The sequence below is a fragment of the Vibrio profundi genome (assembly GCF_043642225.1).
Lineage (GTDB): Bacteria > Pseudomonadota > Gammaproteobacteria > Enterobacterales > Vibrionaceae > Vibrio > Vibrio profundi_A.
In genome coordinates, this window is record NZ_JBHZSF010000001.1 from 604,880 (window position 1) to 628,750 (window position 23,871).

Annotated in this window: 20 protein-coding genes; 9 read left to right on the plus strand and 11 right to left on the minus strand. The window is 44.0% G+C overall.

Annotated elements, in window-relative coordinates:
- Positions 1-230 precede the first annotated feature (230 nt).
- Complete coding sequence (gene exaC, locus ACHUFI_RS02860; RefSeq protein ID WP_394246763.1) at positions 231-1,751, plus strand: acetaldehyde dehydrogenase ExaC; 1,521 nt, start codon at positions 231-233, stop codon at positions 1,749-1,751.
- 202 nt (positions 1,752-1,953) lie between these two features.
- Here exaC and ACHUFI_RS02865 read toward each other — a convergent pair whose 3' ends face one another.
- Positions 1,954-2,199 (minus strand): Rho-binding antiterminator, encoded by a 246-nt coding sequence (locus ACHUFI_RS02865; protein WP_394246764.1) that lies wholly within the window; start codon positions 2,197-2,199, stop codon positions 1,954-1,956.
- A 145-nt stretch (positions 2,200-2,344) separates the two neighbouring features.
- Here ACHUFI_RS02865 and ACHUFI_RS02870 point away from each other — a divergent pair, with 145 nt between their 5' ends.
- Positions 2,345-2,842 carry a hypothetical protein gene (locus tag ACHUFI_RS02870; protein WP_394246765.1) on the plus strand — a complete coding sequence of 166 codons (498 nt, stop codon included), beginning with the start codon at positions 2,345-2,347 and terminating at the stop codon, positions 2,840-2,842.
- A gap of 1,038 nt (positions 2,843-3,880) precedes the next feature.
- On the opposite strand, the gene ACHUFI_RS02875 is transcribed toward ACHUFI_RS02870, so the two are convergent.
- The 4 genes from ACHUFI_RS02875 to ACHUFI_RS02890 form a co-directional block, all read right to left on the minus strand.
- Entirely contained in the window at positions 3,881-4,150 is a 270-nt protein-coding gene (locus ACHUFI_RS02875; protein ID WP_394246766.1) for a hypothetical protein, read from the minus strand.
- 103 nt (positions 4,151-4,253) lie between these two features.
- Entirely contained in the window at positions 4,254-5,000 is a 747-nt protein-coding gene (locus ACHUFI_RS02880) for an NUDIX hydrolase (RefSeq protein ID WP_394246767.1), read from the minus strand.
- 185 nt (positions 5,001-5,185) lie between these two features.
- Complete coding sequence (locus ACHUFI_RS02885; RefSeq protein WP_394246768.1) at positions 5,186-5,842, minus strand: HAD family hydrolase; 657 nt, start codon at positions 5,840-5,842, stop codon at positions 5,186-5,188.
- 148 nt (positions 5,843-5,990) lie between these two features.
- The gene (locus tag ACHUFI_RS02890; RefSeq protein ID WP_394246769.1) at positions 5,991-6,434 is read right to left on the minus strand and encodes a CopD family protein; all 444 of its coding nucleotides are present in this window, start codon (positions 6,432-6,434) and stop codon (positions 5,991-5,993) included.
- 395 nt (positions 6,435-6,829) lie between these two features.
- On the opposite strand from ACHUFI_RS02890, the gene ACHUFI_RS02895 reads away from it, so the two are divergent.
- The 6 genes from ACHUFI_RS02895 to ACHUFI_RS02920 are packed head-to-tail and all read left to right on the plus strand — an operon-like array spanning position 6,830 to position 13,471.
- A complete protein-coding gene (locus ACHUFI_RS02895) occupies positions 6,830-7,744 on the plus strand; it encodes a protoglobin domain-containing protein (RefSeq protein WP_394246771.1) in 915 nt (304 codons plus the stop codon).
- 14 nt (positions 7,745-7,758) lie between these two features.
- The gene (locus tag ACHUFI_RS02900; RefSeq protein ID WP_394246772.1) at positions 7,759-8,109 is read left to right on the plus strand and encodes an STAS domain-containing protein; all 351 of its coding nucleotides are present in this window, start codon (positions 7,759-7,761) and stop codon (positions 8,107-8,109) included.
- A gap of 16 nt (positions 8,110-8,125) precedes the next feature.
- Entirely contained in the window at positions 8,126-8,557 is a 432-nt protein-coding gene (locus ACHUFI_RS02905) for an anti-sigma regulatory factor (protein ID WP_394246773.1), read from the plus strand.
- Positions 8,547-9,131 carry a SpoIIE family protein phosphatase gene (locus tag ACHUFI_RS02910; RefSeq protein WP_394246774.1) on the plus strand — a complete coding sequence of 195 codons (585 nt, stop codon included), beginning with the start codon at positions 8,547-8,549 and terminating at the stop codon, positions 9,129-9,131. The genes ACHUFI_RS02905 and ACHUFI_RS02910 overlap by 11 nt, the downstream gene beginning before the upstream one ends.
- Positions 9,124-12,372: a hybrid sensor histidine kinase/response regulator gene (locus tag ACHUFI_RS02915; protein ID WP_394246964.1), complete on the plus strand. Its 3,249-nt coding sequence runs from the start codon at positions 9,124-9,126 to the stop codon at positions 12,370-12,372. The genes ACHUFI_RS02910 and ACHUFI_RS02915 overlap by 8 nt, the downstream gene beginning before the upstream one ends.
- The gene (locus tag ACHUFI_RS02920) at positions 12,365-13,471 is read left to right on the plus strand and encodes a response regulator (RefSeq protein ID WP_394246775.1); all 1,107 of its coding nucleotides are present in this window, start codon (positions 12,365-12,367) and stop codon (positions 13,469-13,471) included. Before ACHUFI_RS02915 ends, ACHUFI_RS02920 begins: the two co-directional genes overlap by 8 nt.
- Positions 13,472-13,523: 52 nt before the next feature.
- Here ACHUFI_RS02920 and ACHUFI_RS02925 read toward each other — a convergent pair whose 3' ends face one another.
- The 4 genes from ACHUFI_RS02925 to ACHUFI_RS02940 all read right to left on the minus strand — a co-directional run bounded on the left by ACHUFI_RS02925 (position 13,524) and on the right by ACHUFI_RS02940 (position 16,699).
- On the minus strand, positions 13,524-13,925 hold the full coding sequence (locus ACHUFI_RS02925) for a hypothetical protein (RefSeq protein WP_394246776.1): 402 nt from the start codon (positions 13,923-13,925) through the stop codon (positions 13,524-13,526).
- A 137-nt stretch (positions 13,926-14,062) separates the two neighbouring features.
- Positions 14,063-14,395 (minus strand): DMT family transporter, encoded by a 333-nt coding sequence (locus ACHUFI_RS02930; RefSeq protein WP_394246777.1) that lies wholly within the window; start codon positions 14,393-14,395, stop codon positions 14,063-14,065.
- Between the two features lie 122 nt (positions 14,396-14,517).
- A complete protein-coding gene (gene fghA, locus ACHUFI_RS02935; RefSeq protein ID WP_394246778.1) occupies positions 14,518-15,357 on the minus strand; it encodes an S-formylglutathione hydrolase in 840 nt (279 codons plus the stop codon).
- A gap of 193 nt (positions 15,358-15,550) precedes the next feature.
- A complete protein-coding gene (locus ACHUFI_RS02940; RefSeq protein WP_394246779.1) occupies positions 15,551-16,699 on the minus strand; it encodes an S-(hydroxymethyl)glutathione dehydrogenase/class III alcohol dehydrogenase in 1,149 nt (382 codons plus the stop codon).
- A gap of 356 nt (positions 16,700-17,055) precedes the next feature.
- On the opposite strand from ACHUFI_RS02940, the gene ACHUFI_RS02945 reads away from it, so the two are divergent.
- Complete coding sequence (locus tag ACHUFI_RS02945) at positions 17,056-19,386, plus strand: hypothetical protein (RefSeq protein ID WP_394246780.1); 2,331 nt, start codon at positions 17,056-17,058, stop codon at positions 19,384-19,386.
- 148 nt (positions 19,387-19,534) lie between these two features.
- Here ACHUFI_RS02945 and ACHUFI_RS02950 read toward each other — a convergent pair whose 3' ends face one another.
- Together ACHUFI_RS02950 and ACHUFI_RS02955 are read right to left on the minus strand one after the other, a co-directional pair.
- Positions 19,535-21,442, minus strand: coding sequence for a bifunctional metallophosphatase/5'-nucleotidase (locus ACHUFI_RS02950; RefSeq protein WP_394246781.1), 1,908 nt, complete (start codon positions 21,440-21,442; stop codon positions 19,535-19,537).
- A gap of 264 nt (positions 21,443-21,706) precedes the next feature.
- A complete protein-coding gene (locus ACHUFI_RS02955) occupies positions 21,707-23,785 on the minus strand; it encodes a bifunctional diguanylate cyclase/phosphodiesterase (RefSeq protein WP_394246782.1) in 2,079 nt (692 codons plus the stop codon).
- Positions 23,786-23,871 lie beyond the last annotated feature (86 nt).

Genomic DNA, 23,871 nt, shown 5'->3' on the forward strand with positions numbered 1-23,871 from the left:
GGAACAGTTGAACAATGGACTGCTTTCCATACGGCCGTTCAATGCCAACTCACTTTAAGTTTTAAATGTTTGTTAATCATAGTTTTACATTTTATTAACAACAAGTTTTCAAGTTATGGCGTGTGATTTGCGTTGTTACTGATGTGAAGAAAACACGAAGCATCAGTGTTTTAAACAAAAAACATAAACATGACACAACTCATCAATGAGAATGAAAGAAGGATCTAACTATGATTTATGCGCAGCCGGGTAGTGATAATGCAGTGGTGAACTTTAAAGCTCAGTACGATAACTTTATCGGAGGCGAATGGGTAAAACCTGTCAGCGGCGAATACTTTGATAATACTTCTCCTGTCAATGGTCAGACTTATTGTCAGGTCGCTCGATCTACAGAAGCGGATGTCTCTTTGGCACTTGATGCAGCGCATGCGGCGCGAGCAAGCTGGGCAGCGACCAGCGTGACAGAGCGTTCTAATATTCTTCTTAAAATAGCGGACCGTATTGAAGCGAATTTAGAAGAAATTGCCGTGGCTGAAACGTGGGAAAACGGTAAGCCAGTACGTGAGACTCTTGCTGCTGATATTCCACTTGTTGTGGATCATTTTAGATACTTTGCGGGTTGTATCCGAGCGCAAGAAGGCAGTGCGGCAGAGCTAGATTCAAACACTGCGAGCTACCATTTTCCTGAGCCAATAGGTGTAGTTGGGCAGATCATTCCTTGGAATTTCCCAATTCTAATGGCAGCTTGGAAACTCGCTCCTGCTTTGGCCGCTGGGTGCTGTGTGGTGATGAAACCTGCCGAGCAGACTCCGACATCTATTTTAGTTTTGATGGAGAAAATTGCTGACCTACTGCCTGCTGGTGTTGTGAATATTGTGAACGGTTTTGGTAGCGAAGCAGGACAAGCACTCGCGACTAGTGATCGCATCGCGAAACTGGCGTTTACCGGTTCGACAGAAGTGGGTCATCATATTCTTAAGTGTGCGGCCGAAAGCCTTATCCCATCAACCGTTGAGTTGGGCGGTAAGTCACCGAACATCTATTTCCCAGACATTTTTGATCATGAAGATGAGTATCTAGATAAGTGTGTTGAAGGCATGTTGCTAGCGTTCTTTAACCAAGGTGAAGTGTGTACGTGTCCATCTCGTGTGTTGATCCATGAATCGGTTTACGACAAGTTCATCAGCAAAGTGGTCGAGCGTGCTCAAACGATCAAGCAAGGTAACCCATTAGACACTGATACTCAGGTTGGTGCGCAAGCCTCACAAGAGCAATTCGATAAGATTTTAAGTTACTTGGAAATCGGTCGTCAGGAAGGGGCGAAAGTGCTAACGGGTGGTGAGGTGTCACCTCAGCCAGAAGATCTTGGTGGCGGCTACTACATTCAGCCAACCATGCTTGAAGGCAATAACAAAATGCGTGTCTTCCAAGAAGAGATTTTTGGCCCGGTGATCGCGGTGACGACGTTTAAAGATGAAGCTGAAGCTTTGGAAATTGCCAACGATACTGAGTATGGCTTAGGTGCCGGAGTATGGACTCGCGATGCGAACCTTGCATATCGCATGGGTCGTAAGATCGAAGCGGGACGAATTTGGGTTAACTGTTACCACGCCTATCCAGCGCATGCTGCATTCGGTGGATACAAAAAATCGGGCATCGGCCGTGAAACTCACAAAATGATGCTCGATCATTACCAAAATACCAAAAACCTTTTGATCAGTTACGATACCAACCCTCTAGGTTTCTTCTAATTGTTGGTGAAATACTGAATTCACGTAACACGCAGTTGGCTTAGGGAGTCAATCTATTTAGCTCCCGGTAATAAAAGCAAAATACACCACGAGTTATCGTGAAACACAGCGCTGAACTTTCAAAGTTCAGCGCTTTTTTACTTTTTGCCTTCTTTGTATCGGTGTCTGACGTGGTGCTCTGAACACTGATGCTCGTCAGCCATCACTCAAAAGAGACTTGTTGAAAATGAGGGTTTTCAACGCGAACTTCGAGCTTAGCAATATCATCGAGGACAACCAGTTCAAGCGAATCTTGGATAGAGACTTGAATACATTCTTCTTTTTGGTCATTACGTTTGGTATCGATTGCCGTACATTCAAGGTGTTGTCCCGACTTTAAATGAAGCGTAATAGGGTAGCGATACATACACACGATCTCTATGTAGTCGTATTGATTGCAGCTGATCATGCACTTACTCCAATTTTGGGGCTCAACGACGTTTAACTTACCTAAAGGTTGGCAGCTCGGCAATGGCTTTTGTTTGATAAAAAACATAGTGACATTGAAAAATATAATTAGTATTTAGGTCGGTATAAATTGTTAGGAGGTCAAGATGAAGCTACTGGTGGATAAAACGGGCGAGCAGTTCTTAGAAGTACTCGAAGAGTTGGGGGATTCGGTTCGTGTACAGTTCATTAGTAACGAAGGAGTTCGCAAAGGTAAGCCTTTTAATGATTCGATGACAGGGCTGTTTCTGACAGGTTGGACGAATAGAAGCACCTCTACAGCGATGGGGCTAGAAAAGTTTAAACAAGGCGTAATTCAAGATGCGGCGGTGAGCTTTGCGTTACACCAACTCTATCCATTAGGGCGTAAGGTAAAATTACCTTGCGGCAGTGTCGTGACGACAGCAAGTTATGCTAACACTCACGATGATGGTTATTACATGTTTGTGAGATTGAATGGCGAGTTAACCCGTTTAAAAATGACGCCAGATTGGGTCTTAATGCCATCCGATACGCTGTTAAGGTTGCCTTATTATCCTCGTCCTAAAACCCAGCAAGAGTTAGCTGAAATTGAAGCTTTTGATGCTTGGGCTGGCGGTTTTTAATCTTAGTAAGGCAACTGATATTTGGTTTTCTTATTGACCAAATAAATCCCAACCTCTCTTAGCTGAGCTTTCAAGTCGAGTAATTTTATTTGAGTGATGATTAAGCTCAGCGCGTGCGAAGCGGAACAAAAAAAGAAACCAGATGCGACGAGAAGGTTGGATGGTTCGTTATCTATATTCCATAGAAAATGAATGGTTAGCATAAAGAAAAAAAGCGCATTAAAGGCAGAAAAGGTCTCTCGAGAGTTACACTCGTAGCTATTGGTGGAGTGGTTGTAATGAATAGTGATGTTGGAAGCTAGCCCTCCAAGTTTTATATCCACAATATTGGTAGAGGAGGTGTATCTCAATTCATTGAGTCTTAGGATTTGTTCAATACGTTCAAGCATTCTGAATTTATCTGCATGGCATGATGACTTTGCTCTCCAGTATTGGGTCTTTTCAACGATCTCGCTATTGTTAAAGGCGGTTGATTCAGCGAGAGAAAAGAATTTGAGAGAGACATGGAAGAACGGTGAAACTCATAAATGAATCATTTCAGAGTTACCTCGAATTGGGCACAGGTTTGATTTGGCAGCATCCATTCGGGCAATTGTCCTTGGTTTATTTGCATCGAAAATTATATCGCCCGACGTAATGTATATCAGTGTCTATACTCTATTCGACCCCTAGGTCTAGAAGTATGTTAGTTAGGCTAGTTTCGACAATAAAAACAATATGGATATTAAAATGAAAACCAATAACCACGCGTATTTGGAGGAATCGAAATCTATCGTTGTGCTTAGAAATCGATTTCTTTGTTTATGTAATAGTGAGCTGACTGCCAACGTGCCGTTAAGCCATGTTAAGTTAGATGATAAGACCAAAACTGTGCAGTTGAGTCGCGCAGAATCACTGCAACTACAATCGCGTGATTACCAGGTTATGACGACATTTATCAAGCAGCAGAGAACTCAGAATCGGCTGTGAGAGTGGGAAGTGAAGAATCAAGCATGCGTATGACGCATGCTTTTTTGTATCTGATTAGCGTTAACGGGCTTATTTCGTTTGCTTGTCTGGTAATAAACCCGAGACTTTAAACCCGATGGCATAGCTTACGACTGCCACGGTAACAAACACCATTCCCGCGTAGGCGTAGGCAATGTATTTGGAAATACCAAAGCCCATGACTAGGCTAAATACGATGTCTTGAAAGGCTTGCTGAGGCCAATGTGTCACCGCAAAGTTTGCACTATCGACAATCAGAAAAATAAGGCCAAATAGACCCAGAAGAGCAGCAATAATACTGCACACGGTTCTTCGATTCATGTATTGAACCCCTTAAATAATTGGCCGTCATTCTATAGTGCTTCCGGCGGCTTAACTACCTACGGTGTCTAATTCTGAGTGAATAACCTTACTCTAAACCAAACTACTTAATCGGAATGTCAGAGAAAAACACTTCATCTTTTTTGTATGGCCCTTGATTTCTATCGAGGTCGATCAGCGGTAAACCGCGCTTGTTCAAAAGGTGCTCAACTAATTGGTGATTGAACAAATGGCTGCTGGTGTCCGCGAGAAAGTCTTCGGCTTTGATCCATTTTGCTTCAGCGATTTCATCGGTGTCTTTTATGGATATGTCGTAAGAGTGCGCTTTTAGGCTACAAATAAAATACAGGTTTGATTTACCAAATTGGTAAGGGTGACGAGTCGCCATGCCAAGAATGGACTGGAAAGTCGCTGTGATGCCAGTTTCTTCGTAGACCTCTCTTACAATCGCTTCTTCGATGGATTCTGCCAGTTCAATGTGCCCACCTGGGAGTTTGTAACCTGTCATACCGTGTTCGCGGATCATCAGAATTTCGTTGTTAGGGCTGGTGATAAAGGCTCCAGCACCCAAAGTATGAGTCGGTACAAATGGGACGAAGGTTGATGGTTCTTGCTTATGAATGAGTGTAATTTCTGTTTCCAAGCAATTGTGGAACACAAAACCGAGTTCAGTCGCATAGCGAATGAAGTGCGCAGAGGTAATAGGTAGCGTAAGCCAGGTAATGCTTTTGTTCTGTTGTAGAGAGAATTGCAGGATGGTTTTCAGCTCTTGAGAAAAGTCAGTCTCTTCTGCGGGCAAAGTGGTTGGATCGATAATGATCCCATTAAACTTATCGAGTTCGAATTCCACTGTACTTCCTTGATTGATACTGTTGATGCCACATTACCGTTAAAGCGAGAAAATCTGCAATAAAAAATTGTGCTACAGCGAAAAATCAATGTTAGTCGAGTGGGCAGAACGATTGGTCGTTACTGCGAACGACCAATGAAATTTCAGGAATGTGCTCGAGAGCGAGCAGAACTAATGTTCAGCGATTACTGTGCTGTTTTTAATTGCGCCAGTACATCTGTAAGTGAAGGGAGAATGATATGCCCTAACTGTTTTACTTCATCGCATGGCTCAACCAAATCAGGAATTTGGAAAGTGATCATATTTGCGGCTACTGCGGCACGAGTACCATTATTGGAATCTTCAAATGCGACACATTGGTTAGGCTCGATGCCTAAACGCTGAGCGGCCAACAAGTAGATTTCAGGATGAGGTTTTCCGTGGGTAACCTCGCAGCCTGTGCTAAGGGAGTCGAAGTATTGGTCAAGTCCGGCAAGTTGCAGTTTGATTTCAGCCACATCTTTTTGAGTGGATGTCGCCACCGCTGTGGGTATGTTATTTGCCTTTAGCCACGTTAAGAGTTCTATCACGCCTTCTTTAACGGGAATCGCTTGGTGTTTCACCACTGCATTGTAACGTTCACGCCATTCATCATGTAATGCTGGGTAATCAAGGCTTGGTCCATAGCCTTCGCGCAGAAGCTTCTCAATAGTGGCTGAGTTACATCCAATAATGCTTAGATAGACGTCTTCTAAAAATTCTACATTCTGAGCGTCACACGCTTCTTGGAAAATACGCTTACATACTCGCTCGGTATCAAGGAGTAATCCGTCCATGTCGAAAATGGCGGCTTGGAATGTCATATCAGTACTTCTTATCTGTATTTAGCGAAGCTCGCATTCTTACATAACGTTGCCCTGCCTTCTATAGAGAAAGGGTAATTGTTTCGTGTGCCTGTAACTAATTATAGACCGTCGAATCTTCTATGGCTCAAGTGGTTATCGCATGAACTTAATAAAACCAACCGGTGCGAAATGAGACACCTACTATCACGAATAGAACAGATAGGATTGTGACAGGAATGATGTGCCATGCCATTGTCTTTAACGTGTCAGGGCATAGATTAGGGATGACGCGGAATCTGGCACTCAGTGCAAAACAAAAAGTAATCAATAGCAGAGAGAACTTTAGCCATAATACATGCGTGATTGGGTTTGCAAAATCTACCCATTGGCCGATGTCAGGAATCATATGGAAGGCGAGCAATACTCCCGTAATGATCTGAGTGACCAGTGCTGGCATGCCGATCTTTTCGTAAACGGACTCAAATTCTAGCAGCGCCTCCGGTGAGCGTTGTTGTATAACTCTAGGTAGAACAACAACGGAAAGTACGATATGGCCACCTGTCCAAATCGTTGCTCCAATCACGTGCAGCAGTAACAATATTCCAAACATCGCTTAACCCCTCTTTTCTATTTAATGCATAAGCTACCTGAATGAGAATTGTTTACTTATGAGGTAAATCAAGGGGATTACTGGTATTTATAAAATTAACAAGACAGATATGTTTGCCGTAATGTCACCTGTTCGGTCTATCGCTCTCAAGTTTCTTCGATTTTCTTACTGTATTTGGATGGTGAGTTACTTATTTGGATTGCAAAGACTAATTTGCTAAGTCAGGTATTCATACCGCTCTTACGTGGTAATTGGTTGGCTAATAATTGCTCAGGTTGTCAAATTATTTACTACTCTATTAATAGCGCAACTGGTTGCCTTTCTAATGTCCAAATATATCTCACCTAGGAATACTGGCAGATCGAGCAAATGTATCATTGAGCGGGGAGAATCAAATGTCACTAAATTCAAGTACCTTTACTGTTGTCGACACTGAATCTTTGTTGAAACTGCATGATTTAACCGAAACAGATTTAGCCTTGATTAGAAAGTTCGGTCAAATCATGGTCCCTAGACTTGATGAATACGTGAAGCATTTTTACGACTGGCTTGAGCTTATGCCAGAGCACGAACAATTTTTTACCGACCAACAGAAGTTGAATCGAGTGAAAGACGCTCAGGTTCGTTATTGGAAAGCGTTTTTTAATGCTAAGGTTGACGAGCAATATATCTTAAGCCGACGTGAAGTCGGGGAGGTGCATGCACGTATTGGGCTGCCGCTTCCAAGCTATTTTGCCAGCATGAACATTTCGATGGTGATTTACACCAAGCGTATGTATGACGGCAGTTTATACAGCGATGAGTACAGCTCTCTCGTGACCGCGTTTACTAAATTATTACATTTCGACACCACGTTAGTGGTGGAAACTTATTCTCGCTTGATTAACAAACGTATTGCCGAGCAAAGCGAAGCGCTTATGGCGATGTCCACGCCAGTGACCATGATTTGGGAAGACATTTTAATGCTGCCTATTGTAGGCATTATCGACTCGAAGCGCGCGCAAGATATCATGACGACTGTGCTGAATAAGATCGCAGAGAATCGTGCCAAAATTCTGATCATGGATATTTCCGGAGTCGCCGTTGTAGATACTGCCGTCGCCAATCATTTTATTAAAATTACCAAGGCGACGAAGCTGATGGGCTGTGAATGTCTGGTTTCTGGTGTGTCGCCATCTTTGGCGCAAACCATGGTGCATTTGGGGATCAATGTGGGTGAGGTCTGCACTAATGCGACCTTACGAGATGCGCTAGAGAATGCATTTAAAATTTTGGACTTGAATGTACGCCCTGTCGATGACGTGAACTAACGAGTGCCTCTGTAGTGCAAAGCATAATTGCCATCAACAAAATAGAACACGCTTTAGTGGTGTCTATTCAGGTGGACCTAACCTTAAAGCTATTAAACAGTTTTCGTTCAGAATTGCTGGAGAAAGTTCGAAATAATGTGGTGAGAGGAGTGTTATTGGACATGTCCGGTGTGAAAACCTTTGGGCGAAACGAAATGTCCGAGTTGGTCAATACTGCTCATATGGTCAATGTCATGGGGAAAAAGTGCATTTTTGTCGGGCTAAGACCCGGCGTAGTGATGGGACTACTCGACATCGAATTTAATGTGGAAGAGATAGATTCAGCCGCTAATTTAGAGCGCGGATTACAACGTTTGTTAGATTGAGGGTGAGAGAGCGTACATGGAGTCTCAAACACCAAAACCAAGCTACGATAGTTTTTTTGTAAAGAATGAGGCCGATGTGATGTCGGCAGTGATGAGTACTTACATTTATACCAAACGCTTAGGTTTTTCTGTTGCTTTAATGAGTGAGGTATCTACTGCGGTATCTGAGCTCGCCACCAATGCAGTGAAATACGCTAATGGTGGCGTGGTTGAGTTATCGTCTATCGAAAGTTGTGGACGAACTGGCGTCCAAGTTGTCGTGAAAGACCAGGGTGAAGGGATTCAGGATATAGACCTGGCTCTATCAGATAATTTCTCCACTCAAGGTTCGCTTGGTTTAGGGTTACCTGGGGTAAAACGTATGATGGATGAGTTCTCGATTGAATCTTCCTCTAAGCATGGAACGACCATTCAACTGGTAAAATGGAACTCAGGCTGTGGGCTTTAGTTACTATCACCGGATTGAACCTTATCTGGGTGAAATTGAATCAGGCGATGGTTTGGTTATTCAGCAATCGGATGAAGACTTGCTGGTGGTTATTATCGATGTGCTTGGTCATGGTGCTAAAGCCGCTAAATTAGCCCGTCAGATGGAAAGTTTTATCGAATGCAATTTAACGTTCGATTTACTGTGGTTGATGACCAAGTTACATACGCAGTTTTTGGGGCATCAAGGGGCAGCGGTCACTATGGTGTATTTCGATGGCGAAACTAAGAAGATAAAAGGAGTAGGCGTTGGTAATACTTTAGTGAGGAAGTGTGGAATGCCTTGGCACTCTTTTCATTCTCAGCCCGGAATTGTTGGCGAGCTATTACCTACATTACGATGTTTCGAAGGAAAATTTGTGAGTGGAGATGTCTTTTTGTTTACGACTGATGGCATCAAAGAAAATATTGATGCCCATGAATGCGCGCCAGTGCAATATCAATCGTTGCAACTATTCTCTAACTATTTGTTTGAGCACTTTAGCAAGCAATATGACGACTCGACGGTAATTGTTGTGAGGTACGATGATGAGTAAGCGAGTGTCGTTTGATCTGTATCGAAATGACGTCAGTATGTTGTCTTTAAGGCACAAATTGACCTCCATTTATCAGGCCCTTGGTTACAGTACTTTTGAGCAAGATGCTTTAATGGTGAATGGGGGTGAATTAGTCAGCGCACTCATTGAGCTCACTTCTCATCTAACATTACATGTGGCGATAAGTGAAGACATGGTTTCGATCGAGGGGCAACTTGCGTTGCCCAATGAAACCGTCTCTTTGTTGTCTAAGTTACGTTTGAACCTTGATGTCTACTCAGACTCTTTTGTGTGGAACCTGCCGACTCAATCTCGCTTATCTATTGAAGCAATGGACAACCTCTGTTCGCTTGTCAAAGTAAAAACCAGTGAAGAACTAATGGCAGAGCTGACAGAGCGTAACTCAGAACTGGCGGTTCATCGTGATGGTTTAGAGAAAGAAATTGAAAGCCGAACCCACGATTTAAGAATGAGTGAGGAGCTGTCTCGTACGATCATTGATGGTGCGCCGTCGAGCGTGGCCATTATTGATTCCATCGGCCGCATCCTGTTGTGGAACAAAACGGCTGTTGAAGTGTACGGTTACTCTGTGGAAGAAGCGCTCGGTCAAAATCTCATCTCTTTATTGAAAATGGAGCTTCCTGAAGAGCTAAAAGCCATATTTTCTAAACCACTTATGATTGAAGATCATCAACTGGTGGCAGGTGGCTTCTTCGAACTTGATAGTTATACGCGCCGTGACCTGACTATTCCTATTGATTTAGGTATTTCCATTTTTCAGCTTAACGAACGCTGCCAAGCGGCGATGTTTCTTCGTGATGTTTCTTCTCGGAAGTTCGTTGAAGATCAACTCAATGAAGCGAGAGATCGTGCTGAAGAAGCAGTGGAAGTGAAATCCATGTTTCTGGCCAATATGAGTCATGAAATTCGCACACCAATGAACGCCATTATTGGGATGTCTCACCTAGCTTTAAAAACGGATTTGAACGGCAAACAGCACGATTATGTTTCAAAGATTAATGCCTCTGCGACGCTGTTGCTCGGTATTATTAACGACATTCTGGATTTCAGCAAAATCGAAGCGGGTAAGCTGTCGATTGAACATATTGAATTTAGCCTTGATGACGTATTGCGCAATGTCTCAATGGTGACTGGGCAAAAAGCGTTTGAAAAAGGGTTGGAACTGCTGTTCAGTTTGCCACGCAACGCTGCAGATAAATTTTATGGCGACCCACTTCGTTTAGGTCAAGTCATCATAAATCTGGTAAATAATTCGGTGAAGTTTACCGATGCCGGTGAAATTTCCGTATCGGTTAAATCGTTACAACAACAAGATAGCCGAATTGAGTTGGAGTTTTCTGTGGTCGATACCGGAATCGGTATGTCGAATGAGCAGATCTCTAATCTGTTCAAGGCTTTTACTCAAGCCGATGGCAGTACGACAAGAAAATATGGAGGCACAGGATTAGGGTTATCGATAAGCCGCCGATTAGTTGAGTTAATGGGGGGGAATCTGAAAGTAGAGAGCTCTCCGGGAGAAGGCAGCTGCTTTACGTTCAATATTTGGCTTGAAGCGGGAGAAAGCCCTGAATTACCTCATGCTCTAGTACCGTCTTCTTTAGGCAAGCTAAAAGTTTTAGTGGTGGATGACAACGAGCATGCCCTGATGATCATGCAAGACATGCTCAATATTTTGCCTCAAGGAGTAGAGTTAGCAAGCAGTGGCCAACAAGCGATAGAGAAATTAGAACATGCCGCTGCTATCGACGATCCATTTAATCTAGTGTTCATGGATTGGAATATGCCAGAGATGGACGGCGTAGAAACCAGCTTGAAAATACGCCGAGTGATCAGTGATCAAGCTCAGCCCAAGATCGTGATTGTTACCGCTTACGACAAAGAGGAAATTGCGGACACTTATGACTCAATCGGTGTGGCAGGCTATTTATCAAAGCCTGTCGGGCAATCTTACTTGTTCGATATATTGGTTAAGCTCTTCTCGGACGAGCCTTGGAAAGAAATCAGCCGCCATTCCAAATCTAAGCAGCGGGATGCCACTATTTTCAATGGCCTAAAAGTGTTGCTGACCGAAGATAATGAAATTAATCAGCAGATCGCGATGGAGCTAATGGAAGCTGAAGGCATGCACGTCACGGTTGCCAATAATGGATTAGAAGCATTAGAGCAGTTGAAACTGTCGATTGAGCGGCAAGAGCGCTTCGATATGATCTTTATGGATCTGCAAATGCCAGTCATGGACGGCTATGAAGCGTCGAGGAATATTCGTAATAATCCCGAACATGATGACACGCCATTAATAGCCATGACCGCTCATGCCATGGTTGAAGAGCGAGAACGTTGCCTGAGTATCGGCATGAATGATCATGTATCTAAGCCCATTGACCCTGACCATCTGTTCAATACTATCCAAAAGTGGAGTGGTCGTAGCCCTGCAGACAATGAAGATCATGCTATTTCCCCTTCTGCACTAGGCGGTGGGCCCTCGATTTCAGAGTGTCGTGATGAGCCTGAACCGAGATCGAATCAACCAAGTAGCGCTGAAGATAAAGAAAACTTAGATTTGAGCGATATTCCATCACTTGATTACAAGAACGGATTACTGCGTGTTGCCGGGAATAAAGAGTTGTATCGACGGTTGTTATCGCAGTTCATTGATCGCGAATATAACGTCGTAGAGCGATGCCAAATTGCCCTTGAGAAGAAAGATATAGCGCTTGCCAAACTGCATGCACATACTTTAAAAGGCGCTGCTGCCAATTTAGGCGTGGTGCGATTGTCTGATATTGCTGCGCGCTTAGAGAACGATTTACAGAGTGCAGAGCTTAGCAACGCAGTTGAGTTTATAGAAAATAAACAAGGGTTGCTCAACGAAGCCCAACAATGTATTGATTCACTTTTCAAAGACATAGCAATGGCGCTCAACCGACCTCCGCCATGCAGTAATCGTGATTCAGATCTGGATCCAGAATTAGTTGCAGTAACTCATCAACTCTATGTGCTGTTGCATGATCTAAATTCAGAAGCGATAGATTTTCTGGAAGAACATTATTTGCAGCTCCAGACTATACTTACAACGGAAGATTTTGAGGTTTGCTGTCGATATATAAACGATTGTGACTTTGAGCAAGCGAGTACGGTACTAAGGAAAGCCGTCAGTATTTACCCATTCGACCTTGAAAAAATCGAGGGAGAACGAGGTTCGAGAGGCTCAGATGAATAAAGATGTTGTGCTAGTGGTTGATGATAATTCCGAAAATCGGGTTTTATTGCATAGTTTGTTAAAGCCTCATTTTCAGGTGCTTATCGCTAAGAACGGTACGCAAGCAATAGAAGCCGCTTCAAAGCATATGCCAGATATCATATTGCTCGATATTATGATGCCAGTGATGGACGGTTATGAAGTGTGCCAACGATTGAAAAGCGATCCAGTAACCGAAACGATTCCTGTTATTTTCCTTACCGCGAAATCTCAGATTGAAGATGAAGAAAAAGGCTTCGCGATGGGAGCCGTGGACTACATTTTAAAACCGATCAGTCCTCCAATCTTATTGTCGCGAGTGAATAATCACCTAAGGCTCAAGCAAGCGATGAACTCCCTTTCTCGGCACAATGATCAGCTTGAAGAAAAAGTAAAACTGAGAACTCATGAGCTTGAAAGCCTTCAGGGGGCGACCATCAGTGCCATGGCATCGCTTGCCGAAACACGAGACAACGAAACGGGTAATCATATCCGGCGAACCCAGCGTTATGTCAAAGCGTTAGCTGAAGAGCTGATAAGGCTCAACCTGTATCAAGGTCAACTGGGTGAAGAACACGTCACCCCTTTGTATAAATCAGCGCCGTTGCACGATATTGGTAAAGTGGGGATTCCTGATCAAGTGCTGCTTAAACCCGGTAAACTGACCGAAGAAGAATTTGAGGTCATGAAAGATCACGCCAAGTTAGGCAAAGAAGTGATAGAAACGGTTGAGCAGTCTATTAACTTTAGTAATGACTTTTTAGTCTACGCCAAAGAAATTGCTTATTGTCATCATGAAAAATGGGATGGCAGCGGCTACCCTCAAGGTTTAAAAGGCGAAGAGATTCCGTTAAGCGCTAGGTTAATGGCCATTGCTGATGTGTACGACGCGCTGATCTCAAGACGGGTATATAAACCGCCGTTTAGTCATGAGAAAGCGGTGCAAATTATTATGGAAGGGCGGGGCCAGCATTTTGACCCTGTGCTTATCGATATTTTTAGTGCAATGGACCAAACGTTCCGATCAATCGCTGATGAGTTTCAGGATGACGATGTTTCGGATAAGCCAGAGGCGTCTTAGTGGCTTGACCCTGCAAAGTTGAATCCGCTGGCTAAATCGATGTTCCTCTAGGCTAACGTACGTAATTGGCTTGAATGCTCACATACCAGTGCTGCAATTTTCCGTCTGACTTCTCTATCCATAAGTCGTTGGTGTACTGCTCTATTTTTCCGTTTACAGACATTGAAAATGTGTTTTCGTCAAACTCGCCGAGCTTAGCGAACTTGTCCGTTGTGATTAAGAACGGCTCCATCTCTTTAATGTCACTGACATCGGAGACGACAAAATAGTGGTAAGTATATGGCTGACTGGCATCGTTGGGGTTATTGCGATAGGCAACTAACTTGAAAGGTTCAGTCAGTGGTTGCTCGAAGGTTTGTTGGTCTAAAACCGATGGGATAGGAACAAAAAGCCACGCGGTAAAAAGCCCACCCAATAAAACCACAAGAAAGAAGAAATACTTTATTGCTTTCATAGCAACCTGCACAAATGAATAATGAGGTTGCTATGGTATCAGGTTTGATTTTGTCATGGTAAGCCTTGATATGCGTGGTTTAACGAATGATTGCGTTAAATCAACTTAGGCGCAAGTGAGTGCAAACCTAGCTTTATTTAGTGGCTGTGACCTTGAGACAGGTTGATTAATACCACGCCTGATGCAACCAATAACATACCAATCCAAACCGTTGTATCTAGATGCTGGCGATAAACAAAAGTTGAAATTAGGCTGACTGTCACAATCGCTAATCCGGCCCATAATGAGTGAACAATACCAACGGGTAGTTCTTTCATTGCTTGCCCAAGAAACAAGAATGCTGCCAAATGGCCAGTGATGACTAAAATGGCTGGTACGGGTTTATCTAAGCTAAAGCCATCTGTGGCTTTTAATGCTACGTGAGATAACGCTTCGGCCATTACGCCCATCAGTAAAAAGAACCAGCTCATATCTTATTTCCTATTAATTTTTTGATTATCAGTTGTCAGAACTTTGGTTGTGTAGCGGTTAGTTTCAGACACAAAAAAGCCCGCACCTAAGAGGCGCGGGCAGCTCTTTAGGTTGTCGTGAATTACTGGTTTAAGTAAGTCGCGTGGAACTTGATGTGATCGTCGATAAAGCTCGAAATAAAGTAGTAGCTGTGGTCGTAACCCGGCTGCATACGAAGCTCTAAGTTCGTGTCATGTATTTTAGCGGCTTCAATCAGTTGTTCTGGTTTTAGCTGTTCAACCAAGAAGTTATCGGCTTCACCTTGGTCTACTAGGATCGGCAATGCCATTGGTGTCGATTTTAATAGTTCAGAAGAATCGTATTGCTTCCAAGACTCGATATCACCGCCTAAGTATTGGCTGAATGCTTTTTGCCCCCAAGGGCATTGCATTGGGTTACTGATCGGGCTAAATGCTGAAATAGAGCGGTAGCTGTCTTGGTTTTTAATACCGATAGAGATAGCACCGTGTCCGCCCATGCTGTGACCTGAGATAGATTTCACAGGTGTCACTGGGAAGTAAGCTTCTACTAGTGCTGGAAGTTCAGTCACCACATAGTCATACATTTGGTAGTGTGTATTCCAAGGTGCTTGAGTAGCGTTTAGGTAGAAACCTGCGCCTTGGCCCATGTCGTAGTTTTCATCATCAGCAACGTTATCACCACGTGGGCTGGTATCTGGTGCAACAATCGCGATGCCTAGTTCAGCCGCGGCTTTGAATGCGCCTGCTTTCTGCATGAAGTTTTCATCGGTACAGGTTAGGCCTGAAAGCCAGTACAAAACAGGAACTGGGTTTTCCTTGCTCGCGTTTGGCGGCAGGAAAATCGCAAAGCGCATGTTGCAATCTAGTGTTGCAGAGTAATGGTTGTATTGTTTGTGCCAACCGCCAGCAACTTTGGCTTGGCTGATATTTTCAAGAGACATGATTTCTCCAAAGTAGTGTAATGCTCGCGTGGCGAGGTCGACAGCGTAAATGGTGATTCCATTTAATGGCGTCTAAATGAGTATAGATGTTATTCCCCTCGCGTTTAAAGGCAGTGGAACACGAGGGAGAGAACGGGTTGGTAATGCGTAGCTATAACGGTTACCAACCCAGTGTTACTTTATTGCGAGTCGGTTACTTATCCATATGTAGAACAGTACGGATAGACTCACCTTTGTGCATTAGGTCAAACGCTTCGTTTACATCGTCCAGAGCCATAGTGTGAGTGATGAACTCTTGTAGTCCGAACTCACCCGCCATGTAACGGTTTACGATTTCTGGAAGCTCAGAGCGGCCTTTAACACCACCGAAAGCAGAACCACGCCATACACGACCCGTTACGAGTTGGAACGGACGAGTTGAGATTTCTTGGCCTGCACCCGCCACACCGATGATGACCGATTCGCCCCAACCTTTGTGACAGCACTCAAGTGCTTGACGCATCACGTTGACGTTACCAATACATTCGAAAGAGTAATCCACACCGCCGTCAGTCATCTCAACAATCACGTCTTGGATTGGCTTATCGAAGTTTTGTGGGTTAATCACATCCGTCGCACCAAGTTGTTTCGCTAGCTCGAATTTGCTCTCGTTGATGTCAACACCGATGATACGGCTAGCGCCTGCCATGCGAGCACCGATGATTGCAGAAAGACCGATACCACCTAGGCCGAATACCGCAACTGTGTCGCCTTTTTCAACTTTCGCTGTGTTCAGTACTGCGCCCATGCCAGTGGTAACGCCACAACCTAGTAGGCAAACTTCTTCAAGAGGGGCTTCTTTGCTTACTTTCGCTAGTGAGATTTCTGGAAGTACTGTGTACTCAGAGAAAGTCGAACAACCCATGTAGTGGAAAATTGGCTCACCGTTGATAGAGAAACGGCTCGTGCCATCTGGCATTAGGCCTTGACCTTGCGTTTCACGAACTGCTTGGCATAGGTTAGTTTTGCCTGACTTACAGAATTTACATTCGCCACACTCAGCGGTGTAAAGTGGAATAACGTGGTCGCCCACTTCAACGCTTGTTACGCCTTCGCCAACCATTTCAACGATACCGCCACCTTCGTGACCAAGAATAGAAGGGAAGATACCTTCAGGATCGTCACCAGATAGTGTGAATGCATCCGTGTGACAAACACCAGTGGCTACGATACGAACCAGTACTTCACCGGCTTTAGGCAGTTCAACGTCAACCGTTTCACGCTTAAGCGGCTCGCCAGCAGCCCATGCGACCATAGCTTTAGATTGGATATGAGTTTGACCCGGTTTGATTTCAATCGTCATTGGATTTTCCTATATAAGTCGTGGAAGCGGAGGCTCAGTAGCTTGTTGGGAATGAGAGTTCACCGTAAGTGTTGAAGTCATTCGCTTTAAGGTTAGTCGAGCTTGATTGTTTCCGCTGTCTCGTTTTGTTGGAGCCAGTATAGGTATTTGTGGAAAATTGATAATCCCATCAAAATGAAAATTATTTTTACGTATATGTAATAATTGCTGTTTCTTTATTGTGGCATGGTAAATATGTGCTTCTCCTGATAATTAACTCAGTTAATTCAAATGAAAATCATTCAATAGTTCAAATAATTTATAAATTTGATGTGATATAAAAATGCATTCAACATGTTTATGGATGACCTAGGTAGATGTTTAAAAAGACTTTATTGCCAGTATCGTTACTTACGTTGGCAGCATGTGGTGGTTCGAGTGATGGCGAATCTCAAGATGCCTCTGCAAGCAGCGTGTCGATTACTGCTTTTGATGGATATTTGAAAAATGCGTTAATGTTTGTTGATAAAAATGACGATGGGGTATTTAACGTTAACGACGACGTATTACTGGGTTTAACCGATGAAAATGGCCAAGTGGATGTAGGTTCAACCAAGCCGACGGGGACATTAGCGGTGCAAACCTTGGTGTTAGGGGAAGCGGCACAATCCTATTTGGTCTCTATTGATTCGAAATACGAGAATGTGTTTACCGTTGATATGGATAGGCCATCACAACCTCTTGATAGTGAGTTTGTACTGCGCAGCCCTAACTCTTCGAATACGATTTCCCCGCTGTCAGATTTGGTTCACTCAGAAATGAGCATGGGTACGATCGACAATCCAATCACAGAAGAGGACGCACTTACCGCAATTAGAAGTGCTCTTGGGCTAAATAATGATGCTGATCTTTATAAGGACTTTGTGTCTGGTAAGGATGCTGATGTCACCTTGCACAAAATAGCGCAAATATTGACGGCTTCAAAAGTTGCCTTTCCAGCAACATATCGACAAAAAGCAAAAGAGTTTGCGCAAGATGCGAGGCAAGCGGTCGATGGTATGACGGAAGACGAAAAGTCAGACCCGAACTATCGCGCTCCAGTCAACGGGGATCCAAGCGATGTAGAGCGCCCATCACATCAAACTTATGTCAATGAGGCGGTCTCTAAAGAGGTTCAGCAGCAATTTGATGAACTCGAACTGACATATGGGCAATCTTCAACAACTCCTGTCACTCTATTTTCTATCGATATCTCGGCGCTATTTAAAGATAAAGATGTCGACGAAGTTGATACCAGTCTGCTGTCTCTCAATACCTCGGAAAACTCCTCTATTTTGGATACCTTAGGGCAAGAAATCGGCTTAATTGCGTACATCTTTGATGAAGAATTGAGAGTTGGGTTGAATTCAACCGATGCGATCAGTAAGGCGGGAGATTTCAGGCTAAAAGTGACGCTGAATCCGGAATCTAATGAAATCAACCGTCAAGTCGCGATGTTCACCTTTCATATCGATGCTACCGATGTAGAGTTTCCTGAGGTCGATGAAAACGCGAAACAAATACTGCAAGCGCAAGTTGATGAGTGGGCGTTAAGCAAAGGCTATGACCTTGGAGAAGGCTACACTCTGGACGTGAGTTCTCTTTTCTCGACGGCAGATGACGAAGCATTATCGTATTCTTATTCCACCAATGCTGTGAATAATGGATTGAACGTGGAAACCTCTGCGTCAAACACACTAGTGCTGAAAGGAACACCGGCTAAGTCGGCTTCAGAAGATAGCATTGATTATTCATTGTTGGTGACCGCGACAACCAATCAGGGGGCGGCGCAAACCGTCGCGCTGAATCTACCTGCTGTTCAAGATGAACAAGAACCGACAGGCTTGTTAGATCTCAAGCACTTAGAAAGCAAAAAGCTGTACCGTGTGGTGAACAACAAATACGCCGATGTGACGTATTGTGAAGTGCTTAAACTTGCCAATGGCACGATTTATCGCTTGCAAGGTGAAGCTGGGGAAAGGTGCCCGTCACAAGAACCAAGCGATATTGTGGGTCAGTATTCCATGGCTGATGCTAAGCTCTATGCGTACAACGATAAGCATCCGCAACATTCAACAAGCGATCGCGAACTTGTAAGTAACATCTTAGATCATGAAGTAAATAATACTCAGGTTCAGCGTTACTTAGTCAGCAATGGCCTAACCCCTGAATCTGAATTTAACGCCATTCAATACTACGATGAGCCAATTACGGTCAATCGATTAGTCGCTCAGGTTTATTCATATCATAGTGACTTTTATCGCGCGGTAGAGTTATCCGCTCCGATCAATGGTGAGTACCATTCGCTGAACATGATACCTGTTCTTTATAGTGATAGAGCAGAGATCATCATGACTCGTTTGGGTGGCGACTTAAACTGCCAACAATTGACATCGGTATACAGTAAGTTCGAATTTGGCGAAATAACTTACGTAGATTCGGTTGCCGAGTATGCTGAGCAATTGAACGTCAATGTTGCGGATATATGTACCTCGTTTGAATTGCCCGTCGATATTGGCAATGATTTCGTCAAGTTGTCTGTTAATCATGGCGGCCGAGATGAACATAATAAATACGCTTACGAGCTACTACCGGATATAGACGACGATACCGCTCCCCAAGGTCTACGGATATTGGAATATCGTGATTGGCGCGCCTTAAACGATTAGTAAACAAAAAGCCCACTCTGATTGCTGTATAGCGAGAGTGGGCTTTCTTTATGTGGATGCGTAGTTCACATCCACCTCATGTTTTACCTATCTTATGACGCTCAATAGGAGTAATCACTTGGAGTCGGGAACCGACTAGATGAACGCGTTAGTTAATCGCGGTAGCAATCGTAATGTCACGTTGGATGCGTGTTTTTTCTGCATCGGTGGTGGCGTTTGCTAATTGGCTTTGCTTGGTTGCGAGGTACGACTCAAGCGCTTTAATATTGGTGAACTTCTTATCGCTGACGTTAATCGAAGCGATGTTGGTGTATCGGCCATCTTCACTTGTCGGAACGCTGATTTCACCGTTATTGATAAGCCCTTTTACGATCTCGCGCTCTCCGCTAAATCCTTCTAAGCCCGCCAGTTTCCAGCGTTGCATCGCTTTGCCTTGGTATTGACCTTGCTTTACTTCAGTTAGATAACGAATGGTCAGGTTACGAATTGTGCCATCTTCTTCACCGAACTCCTCTTTGGTATCCGATAAAACAGGGAACTCTCTGCCTTCTAAAATACCGCCTGTTTTGGTTAGGTGGCCCATGCGGTAGCTATTCATACCGATGCGAATCGGGGTGTCATTGGTGATGCCACGACCATCGGCAAACTGCAAATCTGTGATACGTTGACCTGCTGGCTGTGTGAGGTCGATGGTGTACGTCACACCCGCAAAGAAATCATTGGTAGAGTATTTAGATGCGCGGCGCTCTGGATTGAAGCTGTAAGTCACATCGCCAGGCTTAACGCTATTGAAATAACCTGCTGACCATTCCATGTAGGTTTTCAGCTCTTTGCCAGTCATTTCATAAACCGTGATTTCACCACCAGCATATTGGTAGTTGTAGGCAATGTCTTTTGCTTTGATTTCACCGACGTTAAGCTCTGCACGATCGTTATCAATCTGTAGCGCAATCACGTTAGCTTTTGGCGCGTAATGCATCCCTACTTCTTGGTATAAGGCACTGATGCCAGTGTCTTGGATGTGAACTTGAGGAATGCCTTTGATTTCGTTCTCAGGAACCAGATCCACACCGCTTAGCTGCGCTACCACTCGGTTTGCGTTTTCACGCAGGCGCTTATGGTAAGGTGCGTAAAGCTCCTCCATTTTCTCATCTGACTTAATGCCGTTGATCTTGTAGGTAAAGCTGTCTTTGTTGACCAAAGTGTATTGGCCATTCTTTTCTTCAAACTGCAAATCCACTCGTGAAAGGGCGCGGCCATATTTATCTGGTTCCGTTACGATAACGCCGTTCACTGTGACTTTGTCGATTCTGGTGTGCATGTGCCCGGCAATAATCGCGTCCAATTCTGGGTTTGCGTTTGCAATGTCGGTGACGCCGGTATCGGCAATGTTGTTTTCGTTGTCTAGCCCCATATGAGCGACGAGCACGATCGCATCCACTTGGTCATCGATCTTCGAGATAACCTTTTTCACTTCAAGTGAAGGGTTGGTGAAGGTCATGCCTCCAAGTCGATTTGTACCTTCGGCAAACACTTGGGTCATTGGCGTATCCATACCAATAACACCAATTTTGATCCCTTGTTTTTCGATGATCTTGTAAGCCGGTAAGAAAGGATTACCGTCAGGGCGTTGAATGTTGCCTGTTAATGCTTCGCCTTGAAATTGAGTCAATGAACGATTGAGAACCTTAAGGCCAAAATCAAACTCGTGATTGCCGAGAACCCAGACGTCGTAGTCCATTTCGTTGAAACCCAACATCATTGGTGAAGTGGCTTCATCTTTAAAGGTTTCGACAAAGTTACCTTGAATGGTATCTCCGGCATCTACCAAGATCACGTTATCTTGTTCGTTGCGAATTTTCTTAACTTTTGTAGCGATCTGGCTAAGGCTACCACGCATGTTGAGCTTGTCGGCCGCATAATTCCAAGGCATGAAATGACCATGCAAATCAGAGGTGCCAAGAATCGTAACATCCACAATATCGCCATCTGCAGCGAAGGTGTTACCAGATAACGCAAGAAAAATGGTTGAAGCTAAAAAGTGTTTTTTTAACATGGAGTGATTACTTTTTATCGGAAAAGGAACTGCGAATAGTAAGAGTTCATTGCCACTAAAAGTAAGAGATATGTAGGGTTTTAAGTGAAACAAAATGAATTAGGTTGCACACTTGTGGGAGGTGTCTCAATATTGGTGCCAGATAGAGAACGCTGCCTGTTATAGAAATATGTCTTTAGTTTTCATCGGGTTATTTTTCTGGCTCTTGCATTCACATGAATTATTGATTGGTGGTGCTTGAATAAGCGCAACCAGTACTATCGTTTAAGTGAAGTTCTCTAATTGTGCGATAGGAACGGGCTTACTAAACAAATAACCTTGCCCGTAATCACAACCATATTGCTTGAGTAATTTGAGTTGCTCGGCGCTTTCGATGCCCTCGCCAATGACACTAATTTGTAAGGTGTGTGCCATTGAAATTAACGCCTGAACAATTTTTTGATCGGAGCGGTTGTAATCCATTTCGTTGATAAAGCTACGATCGATTTTGAGTTTGTTGACGGGCAGTCGCTTCAGCATGGCTAATGACGAATAGCCCGTACCGAAATCATCGATGGCGATAGATACGCCTAGCTCTTTCAGTTGGTGCAATATGTTGATGGCTTCTTCTACGTTTTCTATCAATGTCGATTCAGTAATTTCGATTTCAAGATAACTGGCCTCGACGCCGACTTCATCAATGATTTGGCGAATGTTGTCGAGCAAGTCGACATCCGTAAATTGTCTGGGGGAGAGGTTAACCGCAATGCGGTAGCTCTCTGCGGTGTGCTGTTGGCGCATTTTTACGACTTTGCACACTTCTCTAAACACGCAGTAACCGATATCAATGATCTTGCCTGACTCTTCTGCAATACCGATAAATTGGTCGGGGTAAAGTAGGCCTTCTTTCGGCCTGTTCCAGCGTATTAACGCTTCATAACCACAGATCTTATCGTTACTGAAATCGACAATTGGCTGATAGTGAAGAACGAACTGTTTATTGAGTATGGCGTTGTTTAGCCCTTCTTCAATAGATTCTTTATGCATGGCTTTCTCACGCAATGTGCTATTGAAGAAGCAGTAATTGTTTTTACCATCTTTCTTCGCAGCGTACATTGCCATGTCGGCATTACGAATTAAGGTAGTGACGTCTTGCCCGTCGGACGGGAGCATAGTGATACCAATGGAAACAGACACCGAAAACTGTTTTTTTCCGATTACCACGGGCTGAGAAATGATCTCGATGAGTTTGTTGGCAATTGCCTCTACTTCTTCGACGGTTCCGTACTCACTGAGCAAAATCGTAAATTCATCACCGCCATGTCGTGCCACGACATCATCCTTACCCACGATTGAAGTTAAACGTTCAGAGATTTGCTTGAGTAGGTTATCGCCGGCTTCGTGTCCTAATGAATCATTGATGCGTTTGAAGTCATCGAGGTCGCAATAAAGCAATGCGGCTAGTTGGGTTCCATCACTGGTTTGCTTAATCGTGTGTTTCAAATACATATTGAGTAGGCGGCCGTTCGCTAGCCCTGTTAAGTAGTCATACAACGCAATTTGCTCTAACTCACGAGTTTTCTGCTTAACGACTTTTTGCAATTGTTCAGGTTGACGTAGCACAAACCACATGACCCAAGAAGAGGCGAACGCGATGATGATACTGGCGGCGTAGCCGAGAAATGAGAGCCAAGCGTGGCTGTTGTCGGGGCGACTAACGGCTAACGTCCAAGTGGCATTGGGAACATTGATGATGCTAGAGCGAGAAGGGGAGGTAAGGGCCCCTTTTGATTGGGCGATGGTTTCTGTTTGTTTGGTTTCGGGAGAGACACGTGATAATTCGTAGCGATAACCCTTAGTTTCCAGTTGAGCCAAATCGGTAGAATCGAGTAAGTTTTCTAAGAAGATTAAAGCTGACGTAAAGCCCCAAAAACGCTGCTCTAATCCTTCACCAAGAAAAACGGGGTTACGACCAATCACAGCCACGCCGCCTTGAATCAATTCAAACGGGCCAGCTAAAGTTAGTTTATGTTGTTCGATGGCAAGCAGCGCTTCATCTCGGCGTTTGTCATCCATCAAAATGTTATGGCCAATGGCTCTTTCATTACCTTCGAGAGGATGGATTTTTTGGATGATGCCATTAGGTGCCAGTTGTAGGTTAGAGATTCCGCCTACGGTTTTCAGTATCTCGTCTGACATGAGCTCAAAGTCTTCGATGTCACCACCTTGCTGACGAACTTCTAGCGCAAGTATGTGAGTTGCTGCTAAAGACTGTGTAAGCTGACGTTCAAATGCATTGGCTTGTGCGTTGACAATGTCGCTAAGTAGTATGTGTTGCTGATGAGCATTTAAAGCTTTGCTCATGTGCGTCCAATACACACCGACTGATCCAATCAGAATAAAAAGCGCTGCACAAATTATAAACCGATTGGGTAAGTTCACTCTAGCCA

Coding starts and splice junctions, on each gene's coding strand:
- ACHUFI_RS02930 (WP_394246777.1), bottom strand. CDS start 14,395: ATGAGCTGGTTCTTTTTACTGATGGGCGTAATGGCCGAAGCGTTATCT.
- ACHUFI_RS02875 (WP_394246766.1), bottom strand. CDS start 4,150: ATGAATCGAAGAACCGTGTGCAGTATTATTGCTGCTCTTCTGGGTCTA.
- ACHUFI_RS02870 (WP_394246765.1), top strand. CDS start 2,345: ATGAAGCTACTGGTGGATAAAACGGGCGAGCAGTTCTTAGAAGTACTC.
- exaC (WP_394246763.1), top strand. CDS start 231: ATGATTTATGCGCAGCCGGGTAGTGATAATGCAGTGGTGAACTTTAAA.
- ACHUFI_RS02925 (WP_394246776.1), bottom strand. CDS start 13,925: ATGAAAGCAATAAAGTATTTCTTCTTTCTTGTGGTTTTATTGGGTGGG.
- ACHUFI_RS02915 (WP_394246964.1), top strand. CDS start 9,124: ATGAGTAAGCGAGTGTCGTTTGATCTGTATCGAAATGACGTCAGTATG.
- ACHUFI_RS02890 (WP_394246769.1), bottom strand. CDS start 6,434: ATGTTTGGAATATTGTTACTGCTGCACGTGATTGGAGCAACGATTTGG.
- ACHUFI_RS02885 (WP_394246768.1), bottom strand. CDS start 5,842: ATGACATTCCAAGCCGCCATTTTCGACATGGACGGATTACTCCTTGAT.
- ACHUFI_RS02865 (WP_394246764.1), bottom strand. CDS start 2,199: ATGATCAGCTGCAATCAATACGACTACATAGAGATCGTGTGTATGTAT.
- ACHUFI_RS02955 (WP_394246782.1), bottom strand. CDS start 23,785: ATGAGCAAAGCTTTAAATGCTCATCAGCAACACATACTACTTAGCGAC.
- fghA (WP_394246778.1), bottom strand. CDS start 15,357: ATGTCTCTTGAAAATATCAGCCAAGCCAAAGTTGCTGGCGGTTGGCAC.
- ACHUFI_RS02945 (WP_394246780.1), top strand. CDS start 17,056: ATGTTTAAAAAGACTTTATTGCCAGTATCGTTACTTACGTTGGCAGCA.
- ACHUFI_RS02920 (WP_394246775.1), top strand. CDS start 12,365: ATGAATAAAGATGTTGTGCTAGTGGTTGATGATAATTCCGAAAATCGG.
- ACHUFI_RS02895 (WP_394246771.1), top strand. CDS start 6,830: ATGTCACTAAATTCAAGTACCTTTACTGTTGTCGACACTGAATCTTTG.
- ACHUFI_RS02940 (WP_394246779.1), bottom strand. CDS start 16,699: ATGACGATTGAAATCAAACCGGGTCAAACTCATATCCAATCTAAAGCT.
- ACHUFI_RS02905 (WP_394246773.1), top strand. CDS start 8,126: ATGGAGTCTCAAACACCAAAACCAAGCTACGATAGTTTTTTTGTAAAG.
- ACHUFI_RS02950 (WP_394246781.1), bottom strand. CDS start 21,442: ATGTTAAAAAAACACTTTTTAGCTTCAACCATTTTTCTTGCGTTATCT.